The organism is Pantoea sp. E956-1 (assembly GCF_982223955.1).
The window spans coordinates 189,128-212,073 of sequence record NZ_CEUYZP010000008.1 but is presented as its reverse complement, the minus strand read 5'-3'; the positions used below and the strand labels follow the sequence as shown (position 1 = coordinate 212,073).

Here is a 22,946-nt window from a genome sequence, read left to right as displayed (position 1 = left end):
CTCGTTTGGGGAGGTCAGCACGGCAGCCTGATGACCGCTGCCGTGCTGCCGCTTCACAGCGGGTGACGCTGCGTATCTATCAGCAACCCGCGATTACTGCGCGGTCTTCACCGGGTGATCGGGCTTCTTGTCGTTACCGGCAATATACGGGCTCCACGGCTGCGCGCGTACCGGCTGATCGGTCTGCCACACCACGCTGAACTGGCCGTTCTCTTCTACTTCGCCAATCATGACCGGTTTATGCAGATGATGGTTGGTCTGATCCATGGTCAGGGTAAAGCCATCCGGCGCTTTAAAGGTCTGACCGGCCATCGCCGCCCGCACTTTGTCCACATCCGTGGTACCCGCTTTTTCCACCGCCTGCGCCCACATATGGATGCCAACATAGGTCGCTTCCATCGGGTCGTTGGTGACGACCGTGGCGGCGTTCGGCAGGTTATGTGCTTTGGCGTAAGCGCGGTAGTCGGCGACAAACTTCGCGTTGGTCGGATTATCGATCGACTGGAAATAGTTCCAGGCGGCTAACTGACCCACCAGCGGTTTGGTATCGATGCCGCGCAGCTCCTCTTCGCCCACCGAGAAGGCGACCACCGGAATGTCAGTGGCTTTGATCCCCTGGTTCGCCAGCTCTTTGTAGAACGGCACGTTGGAGTCGCCGTTAATCGTGGAAACCACCGCCGTTTTGCCGCCTGCCGCAAACTTTTTGATGTTGGAGACAATGGTCTGGTAGTCGCTGTAACCAAACGGCGTGTAGACCTCTTCGATATCTTTATCCGCCACGCCTTTGCTGTGCAGGAAGGCGCGCAGGATCTTGTTGGTAGTACGCGGATAGACATAGTCGGTGCCAAGCAGGAAGAAGCGTTTCGCGCTGCCGCCATCTTCACTCATCAGGTACTCCACGGCCGGAATCGCCTGCTGGTTAGGCGCCGCGCCGGTATAGAAGACGTTGGGTGACATCTCTTCCCCTTCATACTGCACCGGATAGAACAGCAGGCCGTTCAGCTCTTCAAACACCGGCAGCACCGATTTGCGCGACACCGAGGTCCAGCAGCCAAACACCACCGCCGCCTTATCCTGAGTCAGCAACTGCCGCGCCTTCTCGGCAAACAGCGGCCAGTTAGAGGCGGGATCGACCACCACCGGCTCCAGCTTTTTCCCCAGCACGCCCCCTTTGGCGTTGATCTCATCAATGGTCATCAGCGCCACATCTTTGAGCGGCGTTTCCGAAATCGCCATGGTGCCGGAGAGCGAATGCATGATCCCCACTTTGATGGTGTCAGCCGCCTGCGCACTCCAGGCGAACCCCATGCTGACAACGGTGGCGGAGAGGGCGAAAGCCTTGATCAACGAACGTCTTTTCATCATCTGAAACCCCTGAGTAGTTGTTGTGTTATTCGGTGAGCTGGAGCCGGGCCTGCTGAAGGCGGTGCAGCGTGATCTTTCTGACCTCCGCCTTACTCACGGCGATGTGATCGGTCAGGATGCGTTGCGCCCCGGCGGTCTGCTGCTGAAAAATCGCCTGTAAAATCTGTGCATGTTCCTGCCAGGTGGCACAGATGCGATCGTCACGAGTGAAGTCGAGCCGGCGGATAATGCGGATCTTCTCGGTGAGTTCGGCGTGAATGCGTGCCATCTCCGGGTTACCCGCTGCCGCCACCAGCGTCATGTGAAACGCTTCGTCATGCTGCGACACCACCAGCCCTTCGGTAAGCGGCTCCGCCTCGCACCAGAACTGGTTCAGTTCGTTTAATAGCGCGGCACACTGCGGCGCGGGCAGGGCGCAGAGGCGTTTTACCGCCTCGCACTCCAGCACGGTGCGCAGGTCATACAGCGATTCGAACCAGGCGAAATCGAAGTTCTTAATCTGCCAGCCGCTGCGAAACCAGACTTCGACAAAGCCTTCGCGTTCCAGCCGGAACAGCGCCTGACGGACCGGGGTGCGGCTGACCGCCATCCGTCCGGCGATTTCGCTTTCGCTGAAGCGATCGCCGGGCATCAGGCGAAAGGCGAAAATATCGGCCTTCAGCGCCTGATAAACCCGTTCCGCCAGCGCTTCCGGGCGGGCTTTAGGATGTTGAGGTTGTGTTGTCATTGCCGCTCCCTATTCCAGCCACAGCAGGTTATCGCCAGGACTGACCGGACGGCCCGCCTGGCAGGCAATCCGCGTCACACGACCGGCCTGCGGCGCGACAATCGCCAGCTCCATCTTCATCGCCTCCACGATAATCAGCGTCTGCCCGGCGCTGACCTCGTCGCCCGGCTGCACCAGCACTTTCCAGATGTTGCCATTGAGATCCGCCTGCACCGCCAGTCCGTTCTCCTCCTCTTCGATGACGCTGGCGCGCGTTTCATCCTCCGGCGGCGCGTTCTGCTCCTCCTGCGCCCATAGCTGCACTTCCTGTTCAAAGGCGGCGGCCTGGCGCTGGCGGAACGCCGCAATCTCAGCGGCGTGATCGGTGAGGAACTTCTGATGGGCGGCAAAATCAAATTGCGTCTCTTCAATACGCAGGCTGGCGCGGCCTTCGCGGAAATCTTCGCGCAGCTGGGTTAGTTCGGTTTCACTCACCGGATAGAAGCGCACCTGATCGAAGAAACGCAGCAGCCACGGCGCCTCGGTAGCGAACTGCGGGTTTTTCAGGAAGGTGTTCCAGATGGGCAGCGTGCGGCCCACCAGCTGATAGCCGCCGGGCGAATCCATGCCGTAGATGCACATGTACATGCCGCCGATCCCGACGGTGCCTTCGGCGGTGAAGGTGCGCGCCGGACTGTATTTGGAACTCAGCAGGCGATGGCGGGGATCGATCGGAACGGCACAGGGTGCGCCAAGGTAGACGTCACCCAGCCCCAGCACCAGATAGCTGGCGTTGAACAGGGTGTCGCGCACCTCATCGCGGCTGCTTAAGCCATTAATCCGCTGGATAAAGTCCACGTTGTTGGGCAGCCAGGGGGCGCTGGCGCGCACCGTCTCCTGATAGCGACTGACGGCACCCAGCGTGGCGCTGTCTTCAAATGCCATCGGCATCCACACCACGCGGGAGGGCACTTTCAGCGTGCTGACGTCGCCCAGCGTCGCTTCCAGCGCCAGCAGCAGCGACATCAGCCCGGACTGGGGAATGATGCGGCTGTCGTAGCGCACCTGCAGTGAACGCACGCCTGGTGACAGCTCCTCAACGCCTGGCTCCGCCTGCGCCGTCAGCGCATTCATCAGCAGATGGACACGCAGACGCAGCGCCAGATCCAGCACGTTGTCGCCATACTCAATCAGCACATATTTGTCGCCCGCCTGGCGATAGACCACTTTCGGCGTGCTGGCGGTGGCCTCCAGAGCGGCCAGAATCGTGGCGGAACCGTGGGCGGTTTCGGCCAGTGACGGCACGGCAAACGTGGGCGGATGCTCAGGCCGCAATGTCTCAATCAGATGCATCTGCGCTTTTTCCCGCGCCAGCGCATCGTCTGCGGTGATGGGATGGAAGCGGATGGTGTCGCCAGGTTTAACCTGGCCCACTTTCCACAGCTCGGCTTTGGCAATCGTCACCGGACAGACAAAGCCGCCGAGGCTCGGGCCATCGTGCGTCAGGATCACCGGAAAGTCGCCGGTGAAATTGACCGCGCCAATGGCATATTCACAGTCATGCACGTTGGAGGGATGCAGGCCCGCTTCGCCGCCGTTGGCGCGGCTCCAGGTCGGTTTCGGGCCGACCAGCCGCACGCCGAGGCGGTTGGAGTTGTAGTGCACCTGCCAGTCGCTGGCAAAGAATGCATCGATGGCAGCCTGGGTGAAGAAGTCCGGTGCGCCGTGCGGGCCGTAGAGGACGCCGATGCGCCACTCGCTGCCGTAATGCGGAATCAGCGCCGCATCGAGTGGCTGCGGGTCGCTGACCGGGCCAGGCGTGGTGCAGGCTGCCCGCTCAGGCTGGGAGATCGCCAGCATATCGGCAACCCGCAGGGTACGTCCGGCGTGACCGCCAAACTGGCCCAGCGAAAAGGTGCTGCGGCTGCCGAGATACGCCGGCACGTCAAAGCCGTTACGCACCGCCAGATAGCTGCGGCAGCCCGTCCGGGCGCGTCCCAGTGCCAGAGTCTGTCCCGCTTTCACCGCCAGCGGCTGCCAGTAGCTGATCGGTTCGCCCTCCAGCGTGGCATCGCAGTCAGCACCGGTCAGCGCCACGATGGCATCACAGTGGAAACGCAGCGTCGGCCCCTGCAGGGTAAACTCCAGGCCCGCCGCCGCGTCATGATTACCGACGATGCGGTTAGCCAGCCGGAAAGCGAAGTCATCCATCGGGCCGGAGGGCGGCACGCCGATATCCCAGTAGCCGAGGCGGCCAGGATAGTCCTGAACCGAACTGAAGGTTCCGGGTTGCAGCACTTCCACCACGGAGGAGGCAGGCACCACGCTGTCGAGGTAGCGCGTCCAGACGTTGCCGCTGCGAAACGCGTCGCTGGCGGTAATCTGGCGCAGATAGTCGAGGTTAGTGGCGATGCCATGCAGCTGAGTGGCATCCAGCGCATGGTGAAGTTTTTCCAGCGCCGCCTCGCGGGTGTCGGCATGCACGATCAGTTTGGCGATCATCGGATCGTAGAAGCTGGAGACCTCGCTGCCGGTTTCGATGCCGCTGTCGACCCGCACACCGTCAGGGAAAGTGACGCCGGTTAGCAGGCCGGGGCTGGGCTGAAAGTTTTTCAGGGGATCTTCCGCATAGAGCCGCACTTCAATGGCTGCGCCCTGCGGCGCCTGCTGCAGACGCGACCAGTCAATCGCATCGCCCGCCGCCACCTGCAACATGCACTCCACCAGATCGATCCCGGTGACGCACTCAGTGACCGGATGCTCCACCTGCAGGCGGGTGTTCACTTCCAGAAAGTAAAAGGTCTGCTGGTCGACGTCGTAGATATACTCCACGGTACCCGCGCTGCGGTAGTTCACCCGCTCGCCGAGTCGTACCGCCGAGGCGAGCAGGGCGTCACGCGTGGTCTGTGACAGACCGGGCGCAGGCGTCTCTTCCACCACCTTTTGATTGCGGCGCTGCAGTGAGCAGTCGCGTTCACCCAGCGCGACCACAGTGCCGTTGCCGTCACCAAAAATCTGCACTTCTACGTGGCGGGCGCGATCGATGCAGCGCTCCAGAAACACGCCCGCATCACTGAAGAACTGCTCGCCGAGACGGCGTACGCTCTCCCAGGCGCTGGCGAGCGCACCGGCGTCAGCGCAGCGCGTCAGACCAATACCGCCGCCGCCCGCCGTGCTTTTCAGCATCACCGGATAGCCAATCTTATCGGCCGCCTGCAGCGCCGCCTCCAGCGACGCAAGCAACGGTGTGCCTGGCGTCATCGGTACACCGGCACTGGCTGCCAGTTCACGGGCACGGTGCTTAAGACCGAACTCACCAATCTGCTGCGCGGTAGGGCCGACAAAGGCGATGCCCGCCGCTTCGCAGGCTTCGGCAAACGGCTGGCTTTCTGAAAGAAAACCGTAGCCCGGCCAGATAGCCTGCGCGCCGCTCTGCTGAGCCGCCGCCAGAATTTTGTCAATGCGCAGATAGCTGTCGCTGGCTTTATCGCCGCCCAGCGCGATAGCGATATCCGCCTGCTTAACGTGCTGCGCATTGCGGTCAGCATCTGAATAGACCGCGACACTTTTGACGCCCAGACGCTTCAGCGTACGAATAGCGCGACAGGCGATTTCGCCGCGGTTGGCAATCAATACGGTGGTGAACATGATCAGCGACTCCCCTGTGTAGCCAGCCAGTTGCGCCAGCCGCCCGTCTCAGTAATCTCCAGCGCGCTGTTCAGCGCCGTGCCTTCGCAGATAAAGCCTTTCACCACCCGGCCATCCGCCAGCGTCAGGCTGCCGATGCCCAGTGGTGCGGGAATCTCCGCCACAAACTCACCAAAGCGCCCCAGCGGGATATCCCACAGCTCTACGGTGATAGCGGCGCCCTGATCGTCACGCATCAGGCCGGGTTTTTTGATCGCGCCCTCGAGCAGAGCGAAAAGACGGTAGTGTGGCGCGGTCTTCGTCTCTTCCACCCAGACGGCATGGCGATCGGTGAGCTGGAAATTAAGCGGCATGCCGGTGAGATGTGCGCCCACCACCGCCAGCCGGACATGGTCGGGTGAGGCGGGCAGCACTGTGTGACGGGCCGGGCAGGGCTGGCCGGTCGCGCCCAGCGGCAGAGCGAGCTGCTGCTGCCAGCGAATGCCAAATTCAGCCAGCGCCCGATCGTGCCAGGCGGGCGCAATCAGCGTGATGCCTGCCGGGAGATCGTCATTGCGAAACGGTGCGGGCAGCGCCAGCGCGGCGAGGTCGGCAAGATTCGTGAAGTTGGTATAGGTGCCGAACTGCGAGTTGTAGTGAATCGGCTCCTGCTTCATCTCTTCCAGGGTATGAATCGTGGGCGAGGTCGGCACCACCAGCGCGTCAAACTGTGCCAGCGCCTGCTGAATCTGGCGCGTCAGATCGGCCCGCAGATACTCCGCCTTATAGGCGTCGACTGCACTGTATTTCAGGCCGCTGGCGATGATCTCGTGTACCACCGGATCCATCTCCGCCGGGCGATCAAGCATCCCGCCCACCGCCGCCGTGCGTTCGGCGACCCAGGCGCCGTAGTAGAGCTGTTCAGCGAGCTTCCGGAACGGGGTGAAGTCGATGGGGTGCAGCGTCACGCCACCCGCCTGCAACGCCTCCAGCGCCTGGTCCCAGGCGGCTTCGGCGGCGGCATCATCAAAAAACTCCGGGTTCAAAGGTACAGCAAAATGGGGATGGACGGGCAGGCTGGCCGGGGCGGTGCGCGGATTAATACGCGAATAGGCGTCACCGGCATCATAGCCCCCCATAACGCTGGCGACGCTAAACGCATCTTCTGCCGTCAGCGCAAATACGGAAATCGTGTCGTTGAGGCGGCAGGCAGGCACTACGCCGCGTGCAGAGAACCAGCCCTTGGTCGGCTTCAGTCCGACAATGTTGTTAAAGCCCGCCGGAACGCGGCCCGATCCCGCAGTATCGGTGCCCAGTGAAAAGGCGACCAGCCCGCGCGCCAGCACCGACGCGGAGCCGGAACTGGAGCCGCCACTGACGTAATCGGCATCAAAGGTGTTACTGACCGCGCCAAACGGGGAGCGGGTGCCCACCAGGCCGGTAGCGAACTGATCGAGGTTGGTTTTGCCGATGACTATCGCGCCGGCGGCTTTAAGCCGGGCGACCGCTACCGCGTCTTCGCTGGCAGTATAGGTAAAGGCGGGGCAGGCGGCGCTGGTCGGCCAGCCCGCCACATCAATGTTGTCTTTGACGGCGAAGGGAACACCAAACAGCGGCAGCGAACCGGGATCGCGCTGATAGTGCGCCAGCAGGGGCTCAATCTGAACCGCTAACTGCTCCGGTGTCGCCAGATAAATCCAGGCGTTATCCTGGGGATCGAGTGCCGCCAGGTGTGCGCTCAGCAGCGAGGTAATCTGTTGCGGTGCCTGCTGATAACGCTGTTGCCAGGCGTGAAGCGTCAGGCCAAAGGTTGAAGTCATACGAAGAATTCCAGCTGGTATACAAGATGGAATTCAACAGAGCAAAGGCTGTGCCACTTTTTTAACGCAATGATTCAATTGTTTAATGCGTTCAGTGATAAGATTTTCTGATGATAATTTGCACAATCACGGCGCGCACGCTGAGCGATGACGGTGCGTTTATACTTCGTATGCGTAAATTTTGTGAAGAACATGGTAAGAGTCCGGTGGCCTGGTTAGCATGAAGACTGTCTGGCAACTCGCCGGCCCCAGCAACAGAGGAGATTTACGTGGTGAAGTGGCGTAACTGGATGATAGGGATCTGCCTGGTCGGCACGGCCAGCAGCGCATGGGCCGATTCGCTTGATCAACAACGGCAACGTTATCAACAAATTAAACAGGCCTGGGACAGCAATCAGATGGCCACCGTGGATCAGCTGTTGCCCACGCTACAGGATTATCCGCTCTATCCTTATCTGCAATATCGCCTGCTGGCACAGGATCTCGATCAGGAGACCACCCTGGCGGTGCAGAACTTTATTCGCCAGTACCCGACGTTGCCACCCGCACGATCGCTCAGCACCCGCTTTATCAATGTGCTGGCTTACCGACAGGACTGGCAGGGTGTGCTGAACTTCAGCCCGACCGAACCGAAGCCGGTACAGGCACGCTGTAACTGGTATTACGCCAAATGGGCCACCGGTCAGCAGCAGGCCGCGTTTGACGGCGCGAAGCAGATCTGGCTGCGCGGCACGGCGCTGCCCGCGGACTGCGATAAGCTCTTCTCGGTCTGGCAGGCGTCCGGTCAGATTTCGCCGATTACGATCCTGGAACGTATCCGGCTGGCGATGAAAGCGGGCAACGACAGCCTGGTGAGCTATCTGGCAAAAACACTGCCTGCCGATTATCAGACCATGTCTGACGCGATACAGACCCTGCAGCAGGACCCGTTAACGGTCAGCACCTTTGCCAGCGCCGTCGGGCCAACCGACTTTACCCGCCAGGCCACGATTTACGCCTTTACGCGTGTGGCGCGGCAGGATATGGAAAACGCCCGCAGCCTGATTCCGATTCTGGTCCGGGCGCAGAAAATGGGGCCGGAAGATGAGCAGGCGCTGAAGGAGATTGTGGTCTGGCGCATGATGGGCAGCGATCTCACCTCTGAGCAGTCGCGCTGGCGCGATGCGGTGGTGATGAACAGCGAGTCTACCGCGCTGGTGGAACGCCGGGTGCGACTGGCGCTCTCTCAGCATGACCGACGCGGCCTCAATACCTGGATCGCCCGTCTGCCGCTGGAAGCTAAAGAGAAAGATGAGTGGCAGTACTGGCAGGCTGATTTGCTGTTTGAGAAAGATCGCAAAGAGGAAGCGGAAGAGATCCTGCGCAAACTGATGCAGGCGCGTGGCTTCTATCCCATGGTGGCCGCGCAGCGGCTGGGTGTTGACTACCCGTTGCAGGTGGATGAAGCGCCGAAGCCTGACAGTGCCACGGTGCAGGGACCGGAGCTGGCCCGCGTTCGCGAGCTGATGTACTGGGGGCTGGATAACCTGGCACGCAGCGAGTGGAGCAATCTGATCGGCAGCCGCACGCACACGCAGCAGCAGATGCTGGCGCGCTACGCCAATGAGCAGGACTGGTGGGATCTCAGCGTGCAGGCGACCATCACTGCCAAAATGTGGGACAGCCTGAAAGAGCGTTTCCCGCTGGCGTGGCAGAGCGTCTATGAGCGCAACACCGCGGTGAAGCAGATCCCGCCGAGCTATGCGATGGCAATTTCGCGTCAGGAGAGCGCCTGGAATCCGAAAGCGCGTTCACCTGTCGGTGCCAGCGGTCTGATGCAGATTATGCCTGCCACGGCGGCGCATACTGTGAAGATGTACAACATCCCTGGCTACAGCAACACCAGCCAGTTGCTTGATCCGGAAACCAATATTCAGATCGGCACTCAGTATCTGGAATATGTCTATCAGCAGTTCAACCAGAACCGGATTTTCGCCTCGGCGGCCTACAATGCCGGGCCGGGCCGGGTCCGAAGCTGGCAGAAAACCAGTGCGGGCAATCTCGACGCTGTGGCGTTTATAGAGACCATCCCGTTCTCTGAAACGCGCGGCTACGTGAAGAATGTGCTGGCGTATGACGCCTACTATCGTCACTTCATGGGCAAGCCTGACAAGATCCTGTCAGATGCTGAGTGGAATCGCCGTTACTAGCTGTGCTAAGCTTCCGTACTCTTTAGTGAGTACGGAAGCCTCTTCATGACCCATTCTGATTCCCCCTCTACCGATGCGCATCCGGCAGAAGATAGCTGGCAACGTTTTGTCGTGCTGATGCAGCAGGCCTTTGCTGATGGTCATGCGCTGCCACTGATGCAACTGATGATGACGCCCGACGAGCGGGAAGCGTTCGGCACCCGTCTGCGGATTATCGAAGAGTTAATGAACGGCGAGATGAGCCAGCGCGAGCTGAAAAATGAGCTCGGCGTTGGCATCGCGACCATTACCCGTGGCTCGAACAGCCTGAAAGAGGCGCCGCCGGAGCTGAAACGCTGGCTGGAAGCGCGTCTGGGACGCGCCTGATCACTGCTGGTAAAGCGGATGGATGAACGGGCAGAGCGCCAGAATCAGTGCCTGGTGATAGACACTGGAGCGGCTGAGCAGGCCGTTTGTGAACGCCCCGATAGCGCCACCCTGGTGTTTGATATTTTCGATGCCGGTTAACCGCGCCATCTCGTCGCCCAGTTCCCGGCCTTCACGCAGACCCGCCAGCACCACCGGCGGCAGGGTGAAACTGGCCGAGCGCGATTCGCCGCGCTGCTTCTGATTTTCCACCACCATCCAGGCAAACGCGCTGTCATCTTCGATGCCCGCCTCAATCGCGACCCAGAACGCCGCTTCTGGCCGGACCTGCCGGGCATTCATCACGCGCTGACGTGCGCCAGTTCGCGTTTCGAGATGCGTTAACGGTTGTGCTGCTACGCCGCTATCGACCTCGACCCCTTCAATATGGCAGGATCCCTCGCCGAAAACGTCGTTGAATGCCTGAGCAATCGCATGAATTTTCGCTGGATTGGTGGTGGCTGCGACAACATGGTACATAATTGGTTGAACCCTCAGGTGATTAAGCGCCTGGCCTATCGGGCTGTTTGATTTGTCATTCTGAACCCGGGCAGTGCTCACAATCCTCACGTACTTCCTGTACGCGCCGGATGTTTCGCGCTCTCCGTGTGCAGACTGACTGCAACAATGATGCCTGATGGGGTAAGCTCTAAAGCGATTTTTGTCGCAGTATAACGGAAACTAACATGCTACAGGTCTATCTTGTTCGTCACGGTGAAACGGTATGGAATGCGGAGCGTCGCATTCAGGGTCAGTCCGACAGTCCGCTGACGGAAAAAGGTGAGCAGCAAGCCTGGCAGGTGGGTGAGCGCGTGAAACATCTGGGCATTACGCACATTATTGCCAGCGATCTGGGGCGTACGCGCCGCACCGCCGAGATTATTGCGGATGCCTGCGGTTGCTCAGTAACGCTTGATCCGCGGTTGCGTGAGCTGAATATGGGGGTGCTGGAGAAGCGTCCGCTGGATGGCTTAACCGCAGAAGAAGAGCAGTGGCGCGCCACGCTGGTCAACGGCACCGAAGGGGGCCGTATTCCTGAAGGGGAGTCAATGACTGAGATGGCGACGCGCATGCACGCGGCGCTGAATGCCTGTCTTGATCTTCCAGCCGGAAGCCGTCCGCTGATCGTCAGTCACGGCATGGCGCTGGGATCGCTGGTCAGCACGATTCTCGGTCTGCCCGCCTATGCGGAACGTCGTCTGCGTCTGCGCAACTGCTCACTCTCACGTGTTGATTATCAGCAGAGCGCCTGGCTGGCAGAAGGCTGGATTGTCGAGACGGCGGGGGATATTTCTCATCTGGATGCGCCTGCACTCGACGAGCTTCAACGCTGATTTACTTAAGGCTGCCGTCGCGATGACGGCAGCCTTAACGTCAGCTGGCTACGGTCTGGCGGCGAATGGGAATCAGATATTCGCAACGGATCTCGGTCGGTGGCTCAGCGCGTTTTTTACCGCCATCGGTATAAAAGCGTTCGATGTCCTGTCCCTGACGACGAGTCAGCCCCAGCGTTGGCATGCAGGTACCATAGAGCAACAGAATGAACTCCTGCAGATTAACGCGCGGGCCGGTATAGGTGAACTGCACGTAGTCGCCCGCTTCCAGAATCACGCTCTGGCCAGAATGCAGGTTGACCGCGCTGTCAGCAGGCACCGCCGTGGTGTAGAGGATCTCCTGCTCGTCATCTTTTTCCTGGCTGGCTCGCACCTGATGCAGGCCATACAGCACCGGCGGCACCGTGTCGGTTTCCAGCAGGAACTGCTTCCAGAAGTGCATACGCATCTCGTCGCGGTAGCTGGAAATCTGCTCCAGAATACAGGTGTAACTTTGGGTTTGTCCCACCAGCACCGTTTCCGGCAGGGTGACGTAAGCCGGTTCCGGCTGCGTCTCATCGTCCAGCCGAATAGGGGGACGGATACCGAACGAGTTCCATTCGGAAGAGCGGCGATACCACGCTGGTGTCTGAGCAAACTGTTTTTTAAATGCGCGAGTAAAAGTCTGTTGTGAATCAAAGCGATACTGCAGTGCGATGTCCAGAATCGGGCGGCTGGTCAGGCGCAGCGCCACGGCGGCTTTAGACAGACGACGCGCACGAATATAGGCACCTATTGCGTGTCCGGTTACGTCTTTAAACATCCTCTGTAAATGCCATTTAGAGTAACCGGCTTTCTGGGCAACATTGTCCAGTGAAAGGGGTTGATCCAGATGGCTCTCCAGCCAGACAAGCAAATCGCGAATGATACCGGCTTGGTCCATAAAACATCCTCATACTCTGGTGGTGCAGCTAAACGCATTCGAAGAATATTAGCACTCATTGCTCAAAAGACGTGGGCCGTTTTCCGGGGAAGATTGTGCTAAATCAGTACGGGCTTAAACCCGTTTTGGTTTGGTCATTAACTCGATTAACAGTACATTACATTCTCATCTATTCCATTTGCAATGGTAACTCCATGACAATATTCCGACTTATGATCGCTGCGCTGACCACGCTGACCTTTTCCAGCCCGCTGTTTGCCGAACAGATTGGCTCTGTTGATACGGTATTCAAGATATTCGGGCCTGACCACAAGATTGTCGTTGAGGCTTTCGATGACCCGGACGTTAAAAATGTAACCTGTTATATCAGCCGGGCGAAAACCGGGGGTATTAAAGGCGGACTGGGTCTGGCAGAAGATACCTCTGATGCCGCGATTTCCTGTCAGCAGGTGGGGCCGGTCGAACTGAGTGATAAAATCGCGCAGGGCAAAGCAGAGGGTGAAGTGGTATTCCGCCAGCGCACCTCATTGATCTTCAAGAAGCTGCAGGTTGTACGCTTCTTCGACAAAAAGCGCAACGCCCTGGTCTATCTGACCTATTCCGATAAAGTGGTTGATGGCTCACCGAAAAATGCGATCAGCGCCGTGCCGATTATGCCGTGGCACTGATTATGCCGTCACACTAAGGACAAAAAAAACGCCCGCAGGGGCGTTTTTAATTTGCCGCGTCTGAAAGGAGCTTAATCCTGCAGGTCGCCGCAGAAGCGATAACCTTCACCATGAATGGTGGCGATGATCTCTGGCGTGTCCGGCGTTGATTCGAAATGCTTACGAATACGACGGATGGTGACATCGACGGTGCGATCGTGTGGCTTGAGGTCGCGGCCGGTCATTTTTTTCAGCAGATCGGCACGGGTCTGAATTTTGCCCGGGTTTTCGCAGAAGTGCAGCATGGCGCGGAACTCACTGCGTGGCAGTTTGTAGTGCTCGCCGTTCGGGTTGATCAGTGAGCGGCTGTTGATATCCAGCTCCCAACCGTTGAACTTGTAGCTCTCCACCTGACGACGCTCTTCGCCTGGCATGGCCAGATTCATGGTGCGCGACAGCAGGTTGCGGGCACGAATAGTCAGCTCACGCGGATTAAACGGTTTGGTGATGTAGTCGTCAGCGCCAATTTCCAGACCAAGAATTTTATCGACTTCGTTGTCACGGCCGGTCAGAAACATCAGGGCGACATTGGCCTGCTCACGCAGTTCACGGGCCAGCAACAGGCCATTTTTACCGGGCAGGTTGATGTCCATAATGACCAGGTTAACGTCATTGTCGGTCAGCACCTGATGCATTTCAGCACCATCAGTCGCCTCATACACCACATAACCTTCCGCCTCAAAAATACTCTTGAGGGTATTACGCGTGACCAGTTCGTCTTCAACGATAAGAATGTGCGGGGTCTGCATGTTTAGCTACCTAAAATTTGCCAACAAATTGAAAACAGGGCGTACAGCGGTATGGCGTTCTCCATCATCGAGAGCGGCGGGCCGCGCTGAACCGTTGTGCGAAATCATATTTTGATAAGCCATCTATCAACGTCAACAACAGTATTAGCTCAGCCAGTCAGGATGAAAATTGCATGCCCCGGGCGTTAATGATAATGGCGCATATCCTAACTGTATTAACAGCAACCTAACAGCACCAACTACAACCGATAAGCATAAAAACAACGCTTCGTTGACTTATATCAAATGCAATTGTAGCACGTTAACACTTTTGTGAAAAACTTCTCGCAGATTGCCTGTTTAGCTCACAAAAAGCATCATTTTCGTTACATTTTTTACGCAGTAAGGCCAAAATAAAACCCGCCGGAAATCACATTCTATCTCTTTGAAGTTAAATGGATTAATAATGTTTTCTTTAATAAGGGTGGTTTCAGTGATAAAAAGATTCAGGCCATCACTTTTAAGTGGTTTTAACATCGTTAACACCCAATTTTCTTATTACCCTCTGGCGACTGAATCATTAACAGCCATGTTAATATGGCGTTATGTTAATGGACCAATGGAATAAATATGCTTTTTCCCCTGATTCTCGTCTCGCCCGCGCGGCCAGAAAATATCGGCGCTGCGGCGCGTGCCATGAAAACCATGGGGTTCAGCCAGCTGCGTATCGTTGCCAGTGATGCCTGGCAGGATCCCGCAGCGCGCCGGGTGGCGCACGGTGCTGGCGAGATCCTCGATAATATTCAGACCTTTGCAACCCTGGCCGACGCGTTAGCGGATATCGATTTTTCGGTCGCGACCACCGCACGCAGCCGGGCTAAGTTTCGTTATTACGCCACGCCGGAGCAGGTTGAAACGCAACTGCTGGAGAAACGCCAGTGGGTAAACAGTATGGCGCTGGTGTTTGGCCGCGAAGATAGCGGGCTGACCAACGAGGAGCTGGAGCAGGTAGACCTGCTGACCGGCATCCCGATGGCGAATGACTATCCTTCACTCAATCTCGGTCAGGCGGTAATGGTCTACTGCTATCAGCTGTCGAAGCTGAACCAGGTTGAGGCACCCAAAGCCTCCGTCGCGGATGGGCAGCAGTTGCAGGCGCTGCGTCAGCGTTTCCATCAGCTGCTGGCGCAACTGGAAGTCAGCGATGATGAGAAGCTGTCAGACTGGATCGATCAGCGGGTGGGTCTGCTGGAACAGCGCGACAGTGCGATGCTGCATCGCCTGCTGCACGATATTGAAAAAAAACTCACAGATAAATCCTCGGCAAAAAGCTGATTTTAAAGCAGCAGATCGCAGAGAATTTCTGCATCGCAAACGATCGAACAGCGTTTTACGGTTTCACCGGTGGCTGTGCGCAGTGGTGGAAATCTGTCCGCCGGACAAATCGGGTTGACTTAATGTGCGCTTTGCTTTACTTCTGGAAGCAAGACGGACAGACAAAAACAGACAGAAAATAAATCTAAATGCGTAAAATCAGCCTGAACACCACAATTATTACCACCACCATTACCACAGGTAACGGTGCGGGCTGACGCATACAGGAAAAACAGAAAATAAGCCCGCACCTAAACAGTGCGGGCTTTTTTTTCGGCTTAAATTCAGGAGAGTTTATATTATGCGAGTGCTGAAATTCGGCGGGACCTCGGTAGCGAATGCGGAGCGGTTTCTTCGCGTCGCTGACATTCTGGAAAGTAATGCGCAACAAGGACAGGTTGCAACCGTGCTCTCTGCGCCAGCAAAGATCACTAACCATCTGGTGGCGATGATCGAAAAAACCATCAGTGGTCAGGATGCTTTGCCGAATATCAGCGACGCCGAACGCATCTTCAGCGAGCTGTTGCGGGGACTGGCTGACGCGCAGCCGGGCTTTGAGTACGATCGACTGAAAACCCGCGTTGACCTGGAGTTTGCGCAGCTGAAGCAGGTCCTGCACGGTATCAGCCTGCTGGGTCAGTGCCCGGACAGCGTCAACGCGGCGATTATCTGCCGCGGTGAAAAACTCTCGATTGCGATCATGGAAGCGCTGCTGCTGGCGCGCGGCCATGAGGTTAGCGTGATCGATCCGGTGGAGAAATTACTGGCAGTCGGCCACTACCTTGAATCCACTGTCGATATCGCCGAATCAACCCGCCGCATTGAGGCGAGTCAGATTCCATCGCAGAACATGATCCTGATGGCGGGCTTTACGGCGGGCAACGAGCGTGGCGAGCTGGTGGTTCTGGGGCGTAACGGCTCAGACTATTCAGCGGCGGTGCTGGCTGCCTGTCTGCGCGCCGACTGCTGTGAAATCTGGACTGATGTGGATGGCGTCTATACCTGCGATCCACGTCAGGTGCCGGATGCGCGCCTGCTGAAGTCGATGTCCTATCAGGAGGCGATGGAGCTCTCCTATTTCGGCGCCAAAGTGCTGCATCCCCGCACCATCGCGCCCATTGCCCAGTTCCAGATCCCTTGCCTGATCAAAAACACGGCCAATCCGCAGGCACCCGGCACCCTGATTGGAGCAGAAGGCGAACAGGATGAGAACCCGGTAAAAGGCATCACTAACCTGAATAATATGGCGATGGTCAACGTCTCCGGTCCAGGCATGAAAGGGATGGTCGGGATGGCGGCCAGAGTCTTTGCGGCGATGTCGCGCACCGGCATCTCGGTAGTACTGATCACCCAATCCTCTTCCGAATACAGCATCAGTTTCTGCGTGCCGCAGAGCGAGCTGGCGCGGGCGCGTCAGGTGCTGGAGGAGGAGTTCTATCTGGAGCTGAAAGATGGCCTGCTGGATCCGCTGGATATCATTGAAAACCTGGCGGTGATTTCGGTGGTCGGCGATGGCATGCGCACGCTGCGCGGCATTTCAGCCAAATTCTTCTCGGCGCTGGCGCGCGCCAATATCAATATCGTGGCGATTGCTCAGGGCTCCTCCGAGCGTTCAATCTCGGTGGTGGTGAACAATGATGAAGTGATCACCGGGGTTCGCGTGGTGCATCAGATGCTGTTCGCCACCGATCAGGTAATCGAAGTGTTTGTGGTCGGCGTCGGCGGCGTCGGCGGCGCGCTGCTGGATCAGTTACATCGCCAGCAGGCGTGGCTGAAGAAAAAGCATATCGACCTGCGCGTCTGCGGCATCGCGAACTCTCGTGCGCTGTTAACTCACGTCCACGGCATTGATTTAAGCAACTGGCAGGCGGCATTAGGCGAAGCGAAAGAGCCGTTCAATCTCGGTCGCCTGACCCGTCTGGTGAAAGAGTATCACCTGCTCAATCCGGTGATTGTGGATTGTACCTCCAGCCAGGCGGTCGCCGATCAGTATGCTGATTTTCTCAGCGAAGGTTTCCATGTGGTGACGCCAAACAAAAAGGCCAACACCTCATCCTGGAATTACTATCAGCAGATGCGCGCCGCCGCTGCCAAATCGCGGCGTAAATTCCTTTATGATACCAACGTCGGTGCCGGACTGCCGGTGATCGAAAACCTGCAGAATCTGATGAATGCCGGTGATGAGCTGCTGCGCTTCTCCGGCATCCTCTCTGGCTCGCTGTCCTACATCTTCGGCCAGCTGGATGACGGAATGTCACTGTCGCAGGCGACAACGATGGCGCGTGAAATGGGCTTCACCGAGCCCGATCCGCGTGACGACCTTTCCGGCACCGATGTGGCGCGTAAGCTGCTGATCCTGGCCCGTGAAGCGGGTCATCAGCTGGAGCTGAGCGACATTGAGATTGAGCCGCTGTTGCCCGACAGCCTGACCGAAATCCAGGACATTGAGCAGTTTATGCAGCGTCTGCCCGAGCTGGATAACGCCTTTGCCGCCCGGGTTGCGCAGGCGCAGGATGAGGGCAAAGTATTGCGCTACGTTGGCGTGATTGAAGAAGGTGGCATCTGCAAAGTGAAGATCGACGCCGTCGACGGCAACGATCCACTCTATAAAGTGAAAAACGGCGAGAATGCGCTGGCGTTTTACAGCCGCTACTATCAACCGATTCCGCTGGTGCTGCGCGGATACGGTGCAGGAAATGATGTCACAGCGGCCGGTGTTTTTGCCGACCTGCTGCGGACGCTGTCATGGAAGTTGGGAGTTTAATCATGGTAAAAATTTACGCACCGGCCTCGATTGGTAACGTCAGCGTCGGCTTCGATGTGCTGGGCGCGGCGGTTTCGCCGGTAGATGGCTCCCTGCTGGGTGACTGCGTCTCCGTGGAAGCGGCAGAGCAGTTTTCACTGACCAACGCCGGACGTTTTGTCAGTAAGCTGCCCGCCGATCCCAAAGAGAATATTGTTTACCAGTGCTGGCAGCGTTTCTGCGAGGAAATCGGCAAAGCAATCCCGGTGGCGATGACGCTGGAGAAGAATATGCCCATCGGCTCCGGGCTGGGTTCCAGCGCCTGTTCGGTGGTGGCCGGTTTAATGGCGATGAACGAGTTTTGCGGCAAGCCACTCAGCGACAGCACGTTACTGACCCTGATGGGCGAGCTGGAAGGGCGGATCTCCGGCAGCGTGCACTATGATAATGTCGCCCCCTGCTTCCTCGGTGGCATTCAGCTGATGCTGCAGGAAAATGACATCATCAGCCAGGCGGTGCCGGGCTTTGATGACTGGCTGTGGGTGATGGCCTATCCGGGCATTAAAGTTTCGACCGCAGAAGCGCGCGCCATTTTACCGGCGCAGTACCGCAAAGAGGACTGTATCCGGCATGGCCGCTTGCTGGCCGGCTTCATTCACGCCTGCCATACGCGTCAGCCGGAGCTGGCAGCTAAACTTATGCAGGATGTGATTGCCGAACCTTACCGGACCCGGCTGCTGCCAGGCTTCACCGAGGCGCGGCAGGCCGCGAAAGATATTGGCGCACTGGCGTGCGGTATCTCAGGCTCTGGTCCGACACTTTTCGCCGTTTGCAATCAAATGGAAACGGCACAGCGGATGGCTGACTGGCTGAGCCAGCACTATCTGCAGAATGATGAAGGCTTCGTCCATATCTGCCGTCTCGATACGGCTGGCGCACGACAATTGGGATAACGCATGAAACTCTACAATCTTAAGGATCACAACGAGCAGGTCAGCTTCGCCCAGGCGGTGAAACAGGGTCTGGGTTCGCAGCAGGGTCTGTTCTTTCCGCTGGAACTGCCGGAGTTTGAACTGACCGACATCGACGCGATGCTGGAGATGGATTTTGTCAGCCGCAGCAGCAAAATCCTCTCGGCTTTCATTGGTGACGAGATTCCGGCCCAGCAGCTGCATGAGCGTGTTAAAGCCGCTTTTGCCTTTCCGGCCCCGGTGAAAGCCGTCAGCGAAGATGTTGCCTGTCTGGAGCTGTTCCACGGCCCGACGCTGGCGTTTAAAGATTTCGGCGGCCGTTTTATGGCGCAGATGCTGTCGTATTTTTCAGGCTCAGATGAGCAGATCACCATTCTGACCGCGACCTCCGGTGATACCGGTGCGGCCGTGGCGCACGCCTTTTACGGCATGAAGAACGTGCGCGTGGTGATCCTCTATCCGCAGGGCAAAATCAGTCCGCTGCAGGAGAAACTCTTCTGTACCCTGGGCGGCAACATCGAAACCATCGCTATCGACGGCGATTTCGATGCCTGCCAGTCGCTGGTGAAACAGGCGTTTGATGATGAAGAGCTGAAGCGGGCGATTGGCCTGAACTCGGCTAACTCCATCAACATCAGCCGCCTGCTGGCACAAATCTGCTACTACTTTGAAGCGGTCGCACAGCTGCCTCAGGAAAAACGTAATCAGCTGGTGGTGTCAGTGCCGAGCGGCAACTTTGGTGATTTGACCGCCGGTCTGCTGGCGAAATCGCTGGGCCTGCCGATCAAACGCTTTATTGCTGCCACCAACGCTAACGATACAGTGCCGCGCTTCCTCGGCAACGGCGAGTGGCAGCCCAATCAGACGGTCTCTACGCTGTCGAACGCGATGGATGTCAGCCAGCCTAACAACTGGCCGCGTGTGGAAGAGCTGTTCCGCCGTAAAACCTGGCGCTTAACCGATCTGGCCTGTGGTGCGGTCTCGGATGAGACCACGCGCGCCGCCATGCGTGAACTGGCTGAGATGGGCTACATTTCCGAGCCACATGCCGCCATCGCCTGGCGTCTGCTGCGCGATCAGCTGCAGGAAGGGGAGTATGGTGTGTTCCTGGGAACCGCGCATCCGGCGAAATTCCGCGAAAGCGTGGAAGCGATCCTTGAACAGACCCTGACGCTGCCGCCGGAGTTAGCGGAGCGCGCCGACCTGCCGCTGCTGTCGCATCAGATGAAGGGTGATTTCGCCTCGCTGCGGGCGTTCCTGCTGAACTAAACCGGTGAAAGGCTTCCCGATTGCGGGAAGCCTGTTTGTGGAAAGCAGAGTGCGCGCGGGGGGTTACTGCTCTGCGCGCTTAAAGACCAGCTCGCTCTCGCTGCTGCTGGCCGCGTCAAAACGATAGCCATCCAGATCAAACGCCTTAAGCTGCTCCGGCTTTGTCAGGCGCTGCTGAATCACATAGCGACTCATTAATCCACGCGCCTTTTTGGCATAGAAGCTAATCACTTTGTAACTGCCATTTTTCTCATCGAGGAACACCGGCTTAATCATCTGTGCCTGCAGCGTCTTCGGCTTAACCGCCCGGAAATATTCGTCCGAGGCGAGGTTGATCAGCACCTCATCACCCTGTTCCGCCAGCGCGGTATTCAGCGTTTCAGTGATGAGATCGCCCCAGAAGGTGTAGAGATCTTTGCCCGCCGGATTCGCCAGGCGAATGCCCATCTCCAGACGGTAAGGCTGCATTAAATCGAGTGGACGCAGCACGCCATACAGGCCCGATAACATGCGCAGATGCTGCTGAGCAAAATCGAAATCCTGATCGCTGAAGGTCTCTGCCTGTAAACCGGTGTAGACATCGCCTTTAAACGCCAGAATTGCCTGACGGGCATTCTGAGGGGAAAAATCGGGCTGCCAGCTGTTAAAACGCTCGGCATTCAGGTGCGCCAGTTTGTCGCTGATGCCCATTAACGAGGCGATGCTGGCGGGTGACAGCTCGCGCGCAATTTCAATCAGCTGTTGTGACTTTTCTAACAGCGCAGGCTGGGTGAAACGCGTTGTCGCCAGCGGGCTTTCATAATCCAGCGTCTTGGCGGGAGAGATCACCATCAACATAGTTGCTTCCTCGGTTAATGCCTGGTTTAACAGGGCATTGGCTGCTTATCAGGCTTCGCAGTGTATCAAAAAAGCCGCAAAGAATGACGAATCACACCTATTTGTTCCCGCTATCGTAAACGGCATTCCCTGACCTTGCGCCACCGTTGCCGCGTGATATTATCGCAACAGCCTTTTTTCACACTGACAGTTAACTAAGAGAAAAGAACATGACGGACAAACTTACCTCCCTGCGTCAGCTCACCACCGTAGTAGCCGACACCGGTGATATTGCAGCCATGAAGCTGTACCAGCCGCAAGACGCCACCACCAACCCTTCTCTGATTCTCAACGCCGCGCAAATTCCTGAATACCGTAAACTGATCGATGAAGCGATCGGCTGGGCGCGTGAGCAGAGCAGCAACAAAGAAGAGCAGCTGCAGCTGGTTTCTGACAAGCTGGCCGTGAACATTGGTCTGGAAATTCTCAAACTGATCCCAGGCCGCATCTCGACGGAAGTGGATGCGCGTCTCTCTTACGACACTGAAGGCAGCATCGCCAAAGCCCGCAGCCTGATCAAACTCTACAATGATGCCGGTATCAGCAACGACCGCATCCTGATCAAACTGGCCTCTACCTGGCAGGGCATCCGTGCTGCAGAGCAGCTGGAAAAAGAGGGTATCAACTGTAACCTGACGCTGCTGTTCTCCTTTGCTCAGGCGCGTGCCTGTGCCGAAGCGGGCGTGTTCCTGATCTCTCCGTTTGTTGGCCGTATCCTCGACTGGTACAAAGCCAATACTGACAAGAAAGAGTATGCCGCGCACGAAGATCCAGGCGTGGTTTCAGTTTCTGAAATCTACAACTACTACAAGCAGCACGGCTATGAAACCGTGGTGATGGGCGCCAGCTTCCGTAACGTCGGCGAAATCATCGAGCTGGCTGGCTGTGACCGTCTGACCATTTCTCCTGCGCTGCTGAAAGAGCTGGCGGAGAGCGAAGGCACCCTGGAGCGTAAACTGAGCTACAGCGGCGAAGTGAAAGCGCGTCCGGCCCGCATGACCGAGTCTGAGTTCCTGTGGCAGCACAACCAGGATCCCATGGCGGTTGCGAAGCTGGCAGAAGGTATCCGCAATTTTGCCGTTGATCAGGGCAAACTTGAGAAGATGCTGGCAGAACTGCTGTAATACGTTGACCGTGGCGGCGCAGGCTGCCACGGTTTTCTCTTTTCCGATCCTTTCACTTTATATTATCCTCTCGGCTATTCCCCTTTTACTCCAACCGCACCGCGGTAAATCACAGCGAAGCTCATCATGAATACATTACGCATTGGCCTGATCTCGGTCTCCGATCGCGCCGCGAACGGCATTTATCAGGATCAGGGTATTCCCGCGCTGGAGAGCTGGCTCGGCAGCGCAATCAGCAGCCCGTTTGAGATTGAGTCCCGACTGGTGCCCGACGAGCAGCCGATGATTGAGCAGGCGATTTGCGAACTGGTCGATGAACGTTTTTGCCATCTGGTGTTAACCACCGGCGGCACCGGTCCGGCCCGACGCGATGTCACGCCCGATGCCACCTTAGCCGTTGCCGATCGTGAAATGCCCGGTTTTGGTGAGCAGATGCGCCAGATCAGCCTGCAGTTCGTGCCGACCGCGATTCTGTCGCGTCAGGTGGGGGGCATCCGCAAACAGTCGCTGATCCTCAATCTGCCCGGTCAGCCGAAGTCGATCAAAGAGACGCTGGAAGGGTTGAAGGATGAGCAGGGCAACGTAAAAGTTCACGGCATCTTCGCGTCTGTACCTTATTGTTTACAGTTGCTGGAAGGGCCTTACGTCGAAACGCATTCCAGCGTAGTAGCAGCATTTCGGCCTAAAAGCGCGATACGTGAGATAAATAACTAAATATTCCCCATTTCAGGCATAAGCTATAGGCTTGCTGGTGTGGCAAAAGATTGACGGTATAGTAAGGGTATC

At 57.6% G+C, this 22,946-nt stretch carries 19 protein-coding genes and 1 other annotated feature; of the genes, 11 read left to right on the top strand and 8 right to left on the bottom strand.

What is annotated here, in order from left to right; genetic code table 11:
• Positions 1-93: 93 nt before the first annotated feature.
• Genes urtA through atzF form a run of 4 tightly spaced genes read right to left on the bottom strand, consistent with a single transcriptional unit; the run spans position 94 to position 7,518 of the window.
• Complete coding sequence (gene urtA, locus AC0T7J_RS18705) at positions 94-1,362, bottom strand: urea ABC transporter substrate-binding protein (RefSeq protein ID WP_473795765.1); 1,269 nt, start codon at positions 1,360-1,362, stop codon at positions 94-96.
• Positions 1,363-1,390: 28 nt separating this feature from the next.
• Positions 1,391-2,092, bottom strand: a complete 702-nt coding sequence (locus tag AC0T7J_RS18700) for a GntR family transcriptional regulator (RefSeq protein ID WP_473795734.1) — start codon at positions 2,090-2,092, stop codon at positions 1,391-1,393.
• A gap of 9 nt (positions 2,093-2,101) precedes the next feature.
• The gene (uca, locus tag AC0T7J_RS18695; protein ID WP_473795732.1) at positions 2,102-5,719 is read right to left on the bottom strand and encodes an urea carboxylase; all 3,618 of its coding nucleotides are present in this window, start codon (positions 5,717-5,719) and stop codon (positions 2,102-2,104) included.
• Between the two features lie 2 nt (positions 5,720-5,721).
• Positions 5,722-7,518, bottom strand: a complete 1,797-nt coding sequence (atzF, locus tag AC0T7J_RS18690) for an allophanate hydrolase (protein ID WP_473795730.1) — start codon at positions 7,516-7,518, stop codon at positions 5,722-5,724.
• A 269-nt stretch (positions 7,519-7,787) separates the two neighbouring features.
• Between atzF and sltY the strand changes: the two genes are divergently transcribed.
• On the top strand, positions 7,788-9,707 hold the full coding sequence (sltY, locus tag AC0T7J_RS18685) for a murein transglycosylase (RefSeq protein WP_473795728.1): 1,920 nt from the start codon (positions 7,788-7,790) through the stop codon (positions 9,705-9,707).
• A gap of 45 nt (positions 9,708-9,752) precedes the next feature.
• Positions 9,753-10,073 (top strand): trp operon repressor, encoded by a 321-nt coding sequence (trpR, locus tag AC0T7J_RS18680; protein ID WP_086905154.1) that lies wholly within the window; start codon positions 9,753-9,755, stop codon positions 10,071-10,073.
• Here trpR and yjjX read toward each other — a convergent pair whose 3' ends face one another.
• Positions 10,074-10,592 carry an inosine/xanthosine triphosphatase gene (gene yjjX, locus AC0T7J_RS18675; protein ID WP_010671697.1) on the bottom strand — a complete coding sequence of 173 codons (519 nt, stop codon included), beginning with the start codon at positions 10,590-10,592 and terminating at the stop codon, positions 10,074-10,076. It abuts the gene before it with no gap.
• A gap of 206 nt (positions 10,593-10,798) precedes the next feature.
• Here yjjX and gpmB point away from each other — a divergent pair, with 206 nt between their 5' ends.
• A complete protein-coding gene (gpmB, locus tag AC0T7J_RS18670; protein ID WP_473795725.1) occupies positions 10,799-11,446 on the top strand; it encodes a 2,3-diphosphoglycerate-dependent phosphoglycerate mutase GpmB in 648 nt (215 codons plus the stop codon).
• A 40-nt stretch (positions 11,447-11,486) separates the two neighbouring features.
• Here the strand turns inward: gpmB and robA are convergent, their stop codons facing one another.
• Positions 11,487-12,368 (bottom strand): MDR efflux pump AcrAB transcriptional activator RobA, encoded by an 882-nt coding sequence (gene robA, locus AC0T7J_RS18665; protein WP_031594485.1) that lies wholly within the window; start codon positions 12,366-12,368, stop codon positions 11,487-11,489.
• Between the two features lie 194 nt (positions 12,369-12,562).
• Between robA and creA the strand changes: the two genes are divergently transcribed.
• Positions 12,563-13,036, top strand: a complete 474-nt coding sequence (creA, locus tag AC0T7J_RS18660; RefSeq protein ID WP_010253671.1) for a protein CreA — start codon at positions 12,563-12,565, stop codon at positions 13,034-13,036.
• A 71-nt stretch (positions 13,037-13,107) separates the two neighbouring features.
• Here creA and arcA read toward each other — a convergent pair whose 3' ends face one another.
• Positions 13,108-13,824 (bottom strand): two-component system response regulator ArcA, encoded by a 717-nt coding sequence (gene arcA, locus AC0T7J_RS18655; protein ID WP_010253677.1) that lies wholly within the window; start codon positions 13,822-13,824, stop codon positions 13,108-13,110.
• Positions 13,825-14,433: 609 nt separating this feature from the next.
• Between arcA and AC0T7J_RS18650 the strand changes: the two genes are divergently transcribed.
• The 5 genes from AC0T7J_RS18650 (at position 14,434) to thrC (ending at position 20,160) form a co-directional block, all read left to right on the top strand.
• The gene (locus AC0T7J_RS18650; RefSeq protein ID WP_473795723.1) at positions 14,434-15,138 is read left to right on the top strand and encodes a tRNA/rRNA methyltransferase; all 705 of its coding nucleotides are present in this window, start codon (positions 14,434-14,436) and stop codon (positions 15,136-15,138) included.
• A gap of 188 nt (positions 15,139-15,326) precedes the next feature.
• The gene (gene thrL / locus AC0T7J_RS18645) at positions 15,327-15,395 is read left to right on the top strand and encodes a thr operon leader peptide (protein WP_071591720.1); all 69 of its coding nucleotides are present in this window, start codon (positions 15,327-15,329) and stop codon (positions 15,393-15,395) included.
• Positions 15,334-15,452: a sequence feature (Thr leader region), on the top strand. It overlaps the preceding gene by 62 nt.
• A gap of 26 nt (positions 15,453-15,478) precedes the next feature.
• Positions 15,479-17,941: a bifunctional aspartate kinase/homoserine dehydrogenase I gene (gene thrA / locus AC0T7J_RS18640; protein WP_473795722.1), complete on the top strand. Its 2,463-nt coding sequence runs from the start codon at positions 15,479-15,481 to the stop codon at positions 17,939-17,941.
• A 2-nt stretch (positions 17,942-17,943) separates the two neighbouring features.
• Positions 17,944-18,873: a homoserine kinase gene (gene thrB / locus AC0T7J_RS18635; protein ID WP_473795721.1), complete on the top strand. Its 930-nt coding sequence runs from the start codon at positions 17,944-17,946 to the stop codon at positions 18,871-18,873.
• Between the two features lie 3 nt (positions 18,874-18,876).
• Positions 18,877-20,160, top strand: a complete 1,284-nt coding sequence (thrC, locus tag AC0T7J_RS18630; protein ID WP_473795719.1) for a threonine synthase — start codon at positions 18,877-18,879, stop codon at positions 20,158-20,160.
• 63 nt (positions 20,161-20,223) lie between these two features.
• Here thrC and yaaA read toward each other — a convergent pair whose 3' ends face one another.
• The gene (yaaA, locus tag AC0T7J_RS18625; RefSeq protein WP_473795717.1) at positions 20,224-20,997 is read right to left on the bottom strand and encodes a peroxide stress protein YaaA; all 774 of its coding nucleotides are present in this window, start codon (positions 20,995-20,997) and stop codon (positions 20,224-20,226) included.
• Positions 20,998-21,206: 209 nt separating this feature from the next.
• On the opposite strand from yaaA, the gene tal reads away from it, so the two are divergent.
• Both tal and mog read left to right on the top strand, forming a co-directional pair.
• Positions 21,207-22,160 carry a transaldolase gene (tal, locus tag AC0T7J_RS18620; protein WP_013356716.1) on the top strand — a complete coding sequence of 318 codons (954 nt, stop codon included), beginning with the start codon at positions 21,207-21,209 and terminating at the stop codon, positions 22,158-22,160.
• 126 nt (positions 22,161-22,286) lie between these two features.
• Complete coding sequence (mog, locus tag AC0T7J_RS18615; protein ID WP_473795715.1) at positions 22,287-22,874, top strand: molybdopterin adenylyltransferase; 588 nt, start codon at positions 22,287-22,289, stop codon at positions 22,872-22,874.
• Positions 22,875-22,946 lie beyond the last annotated feature (72 nt).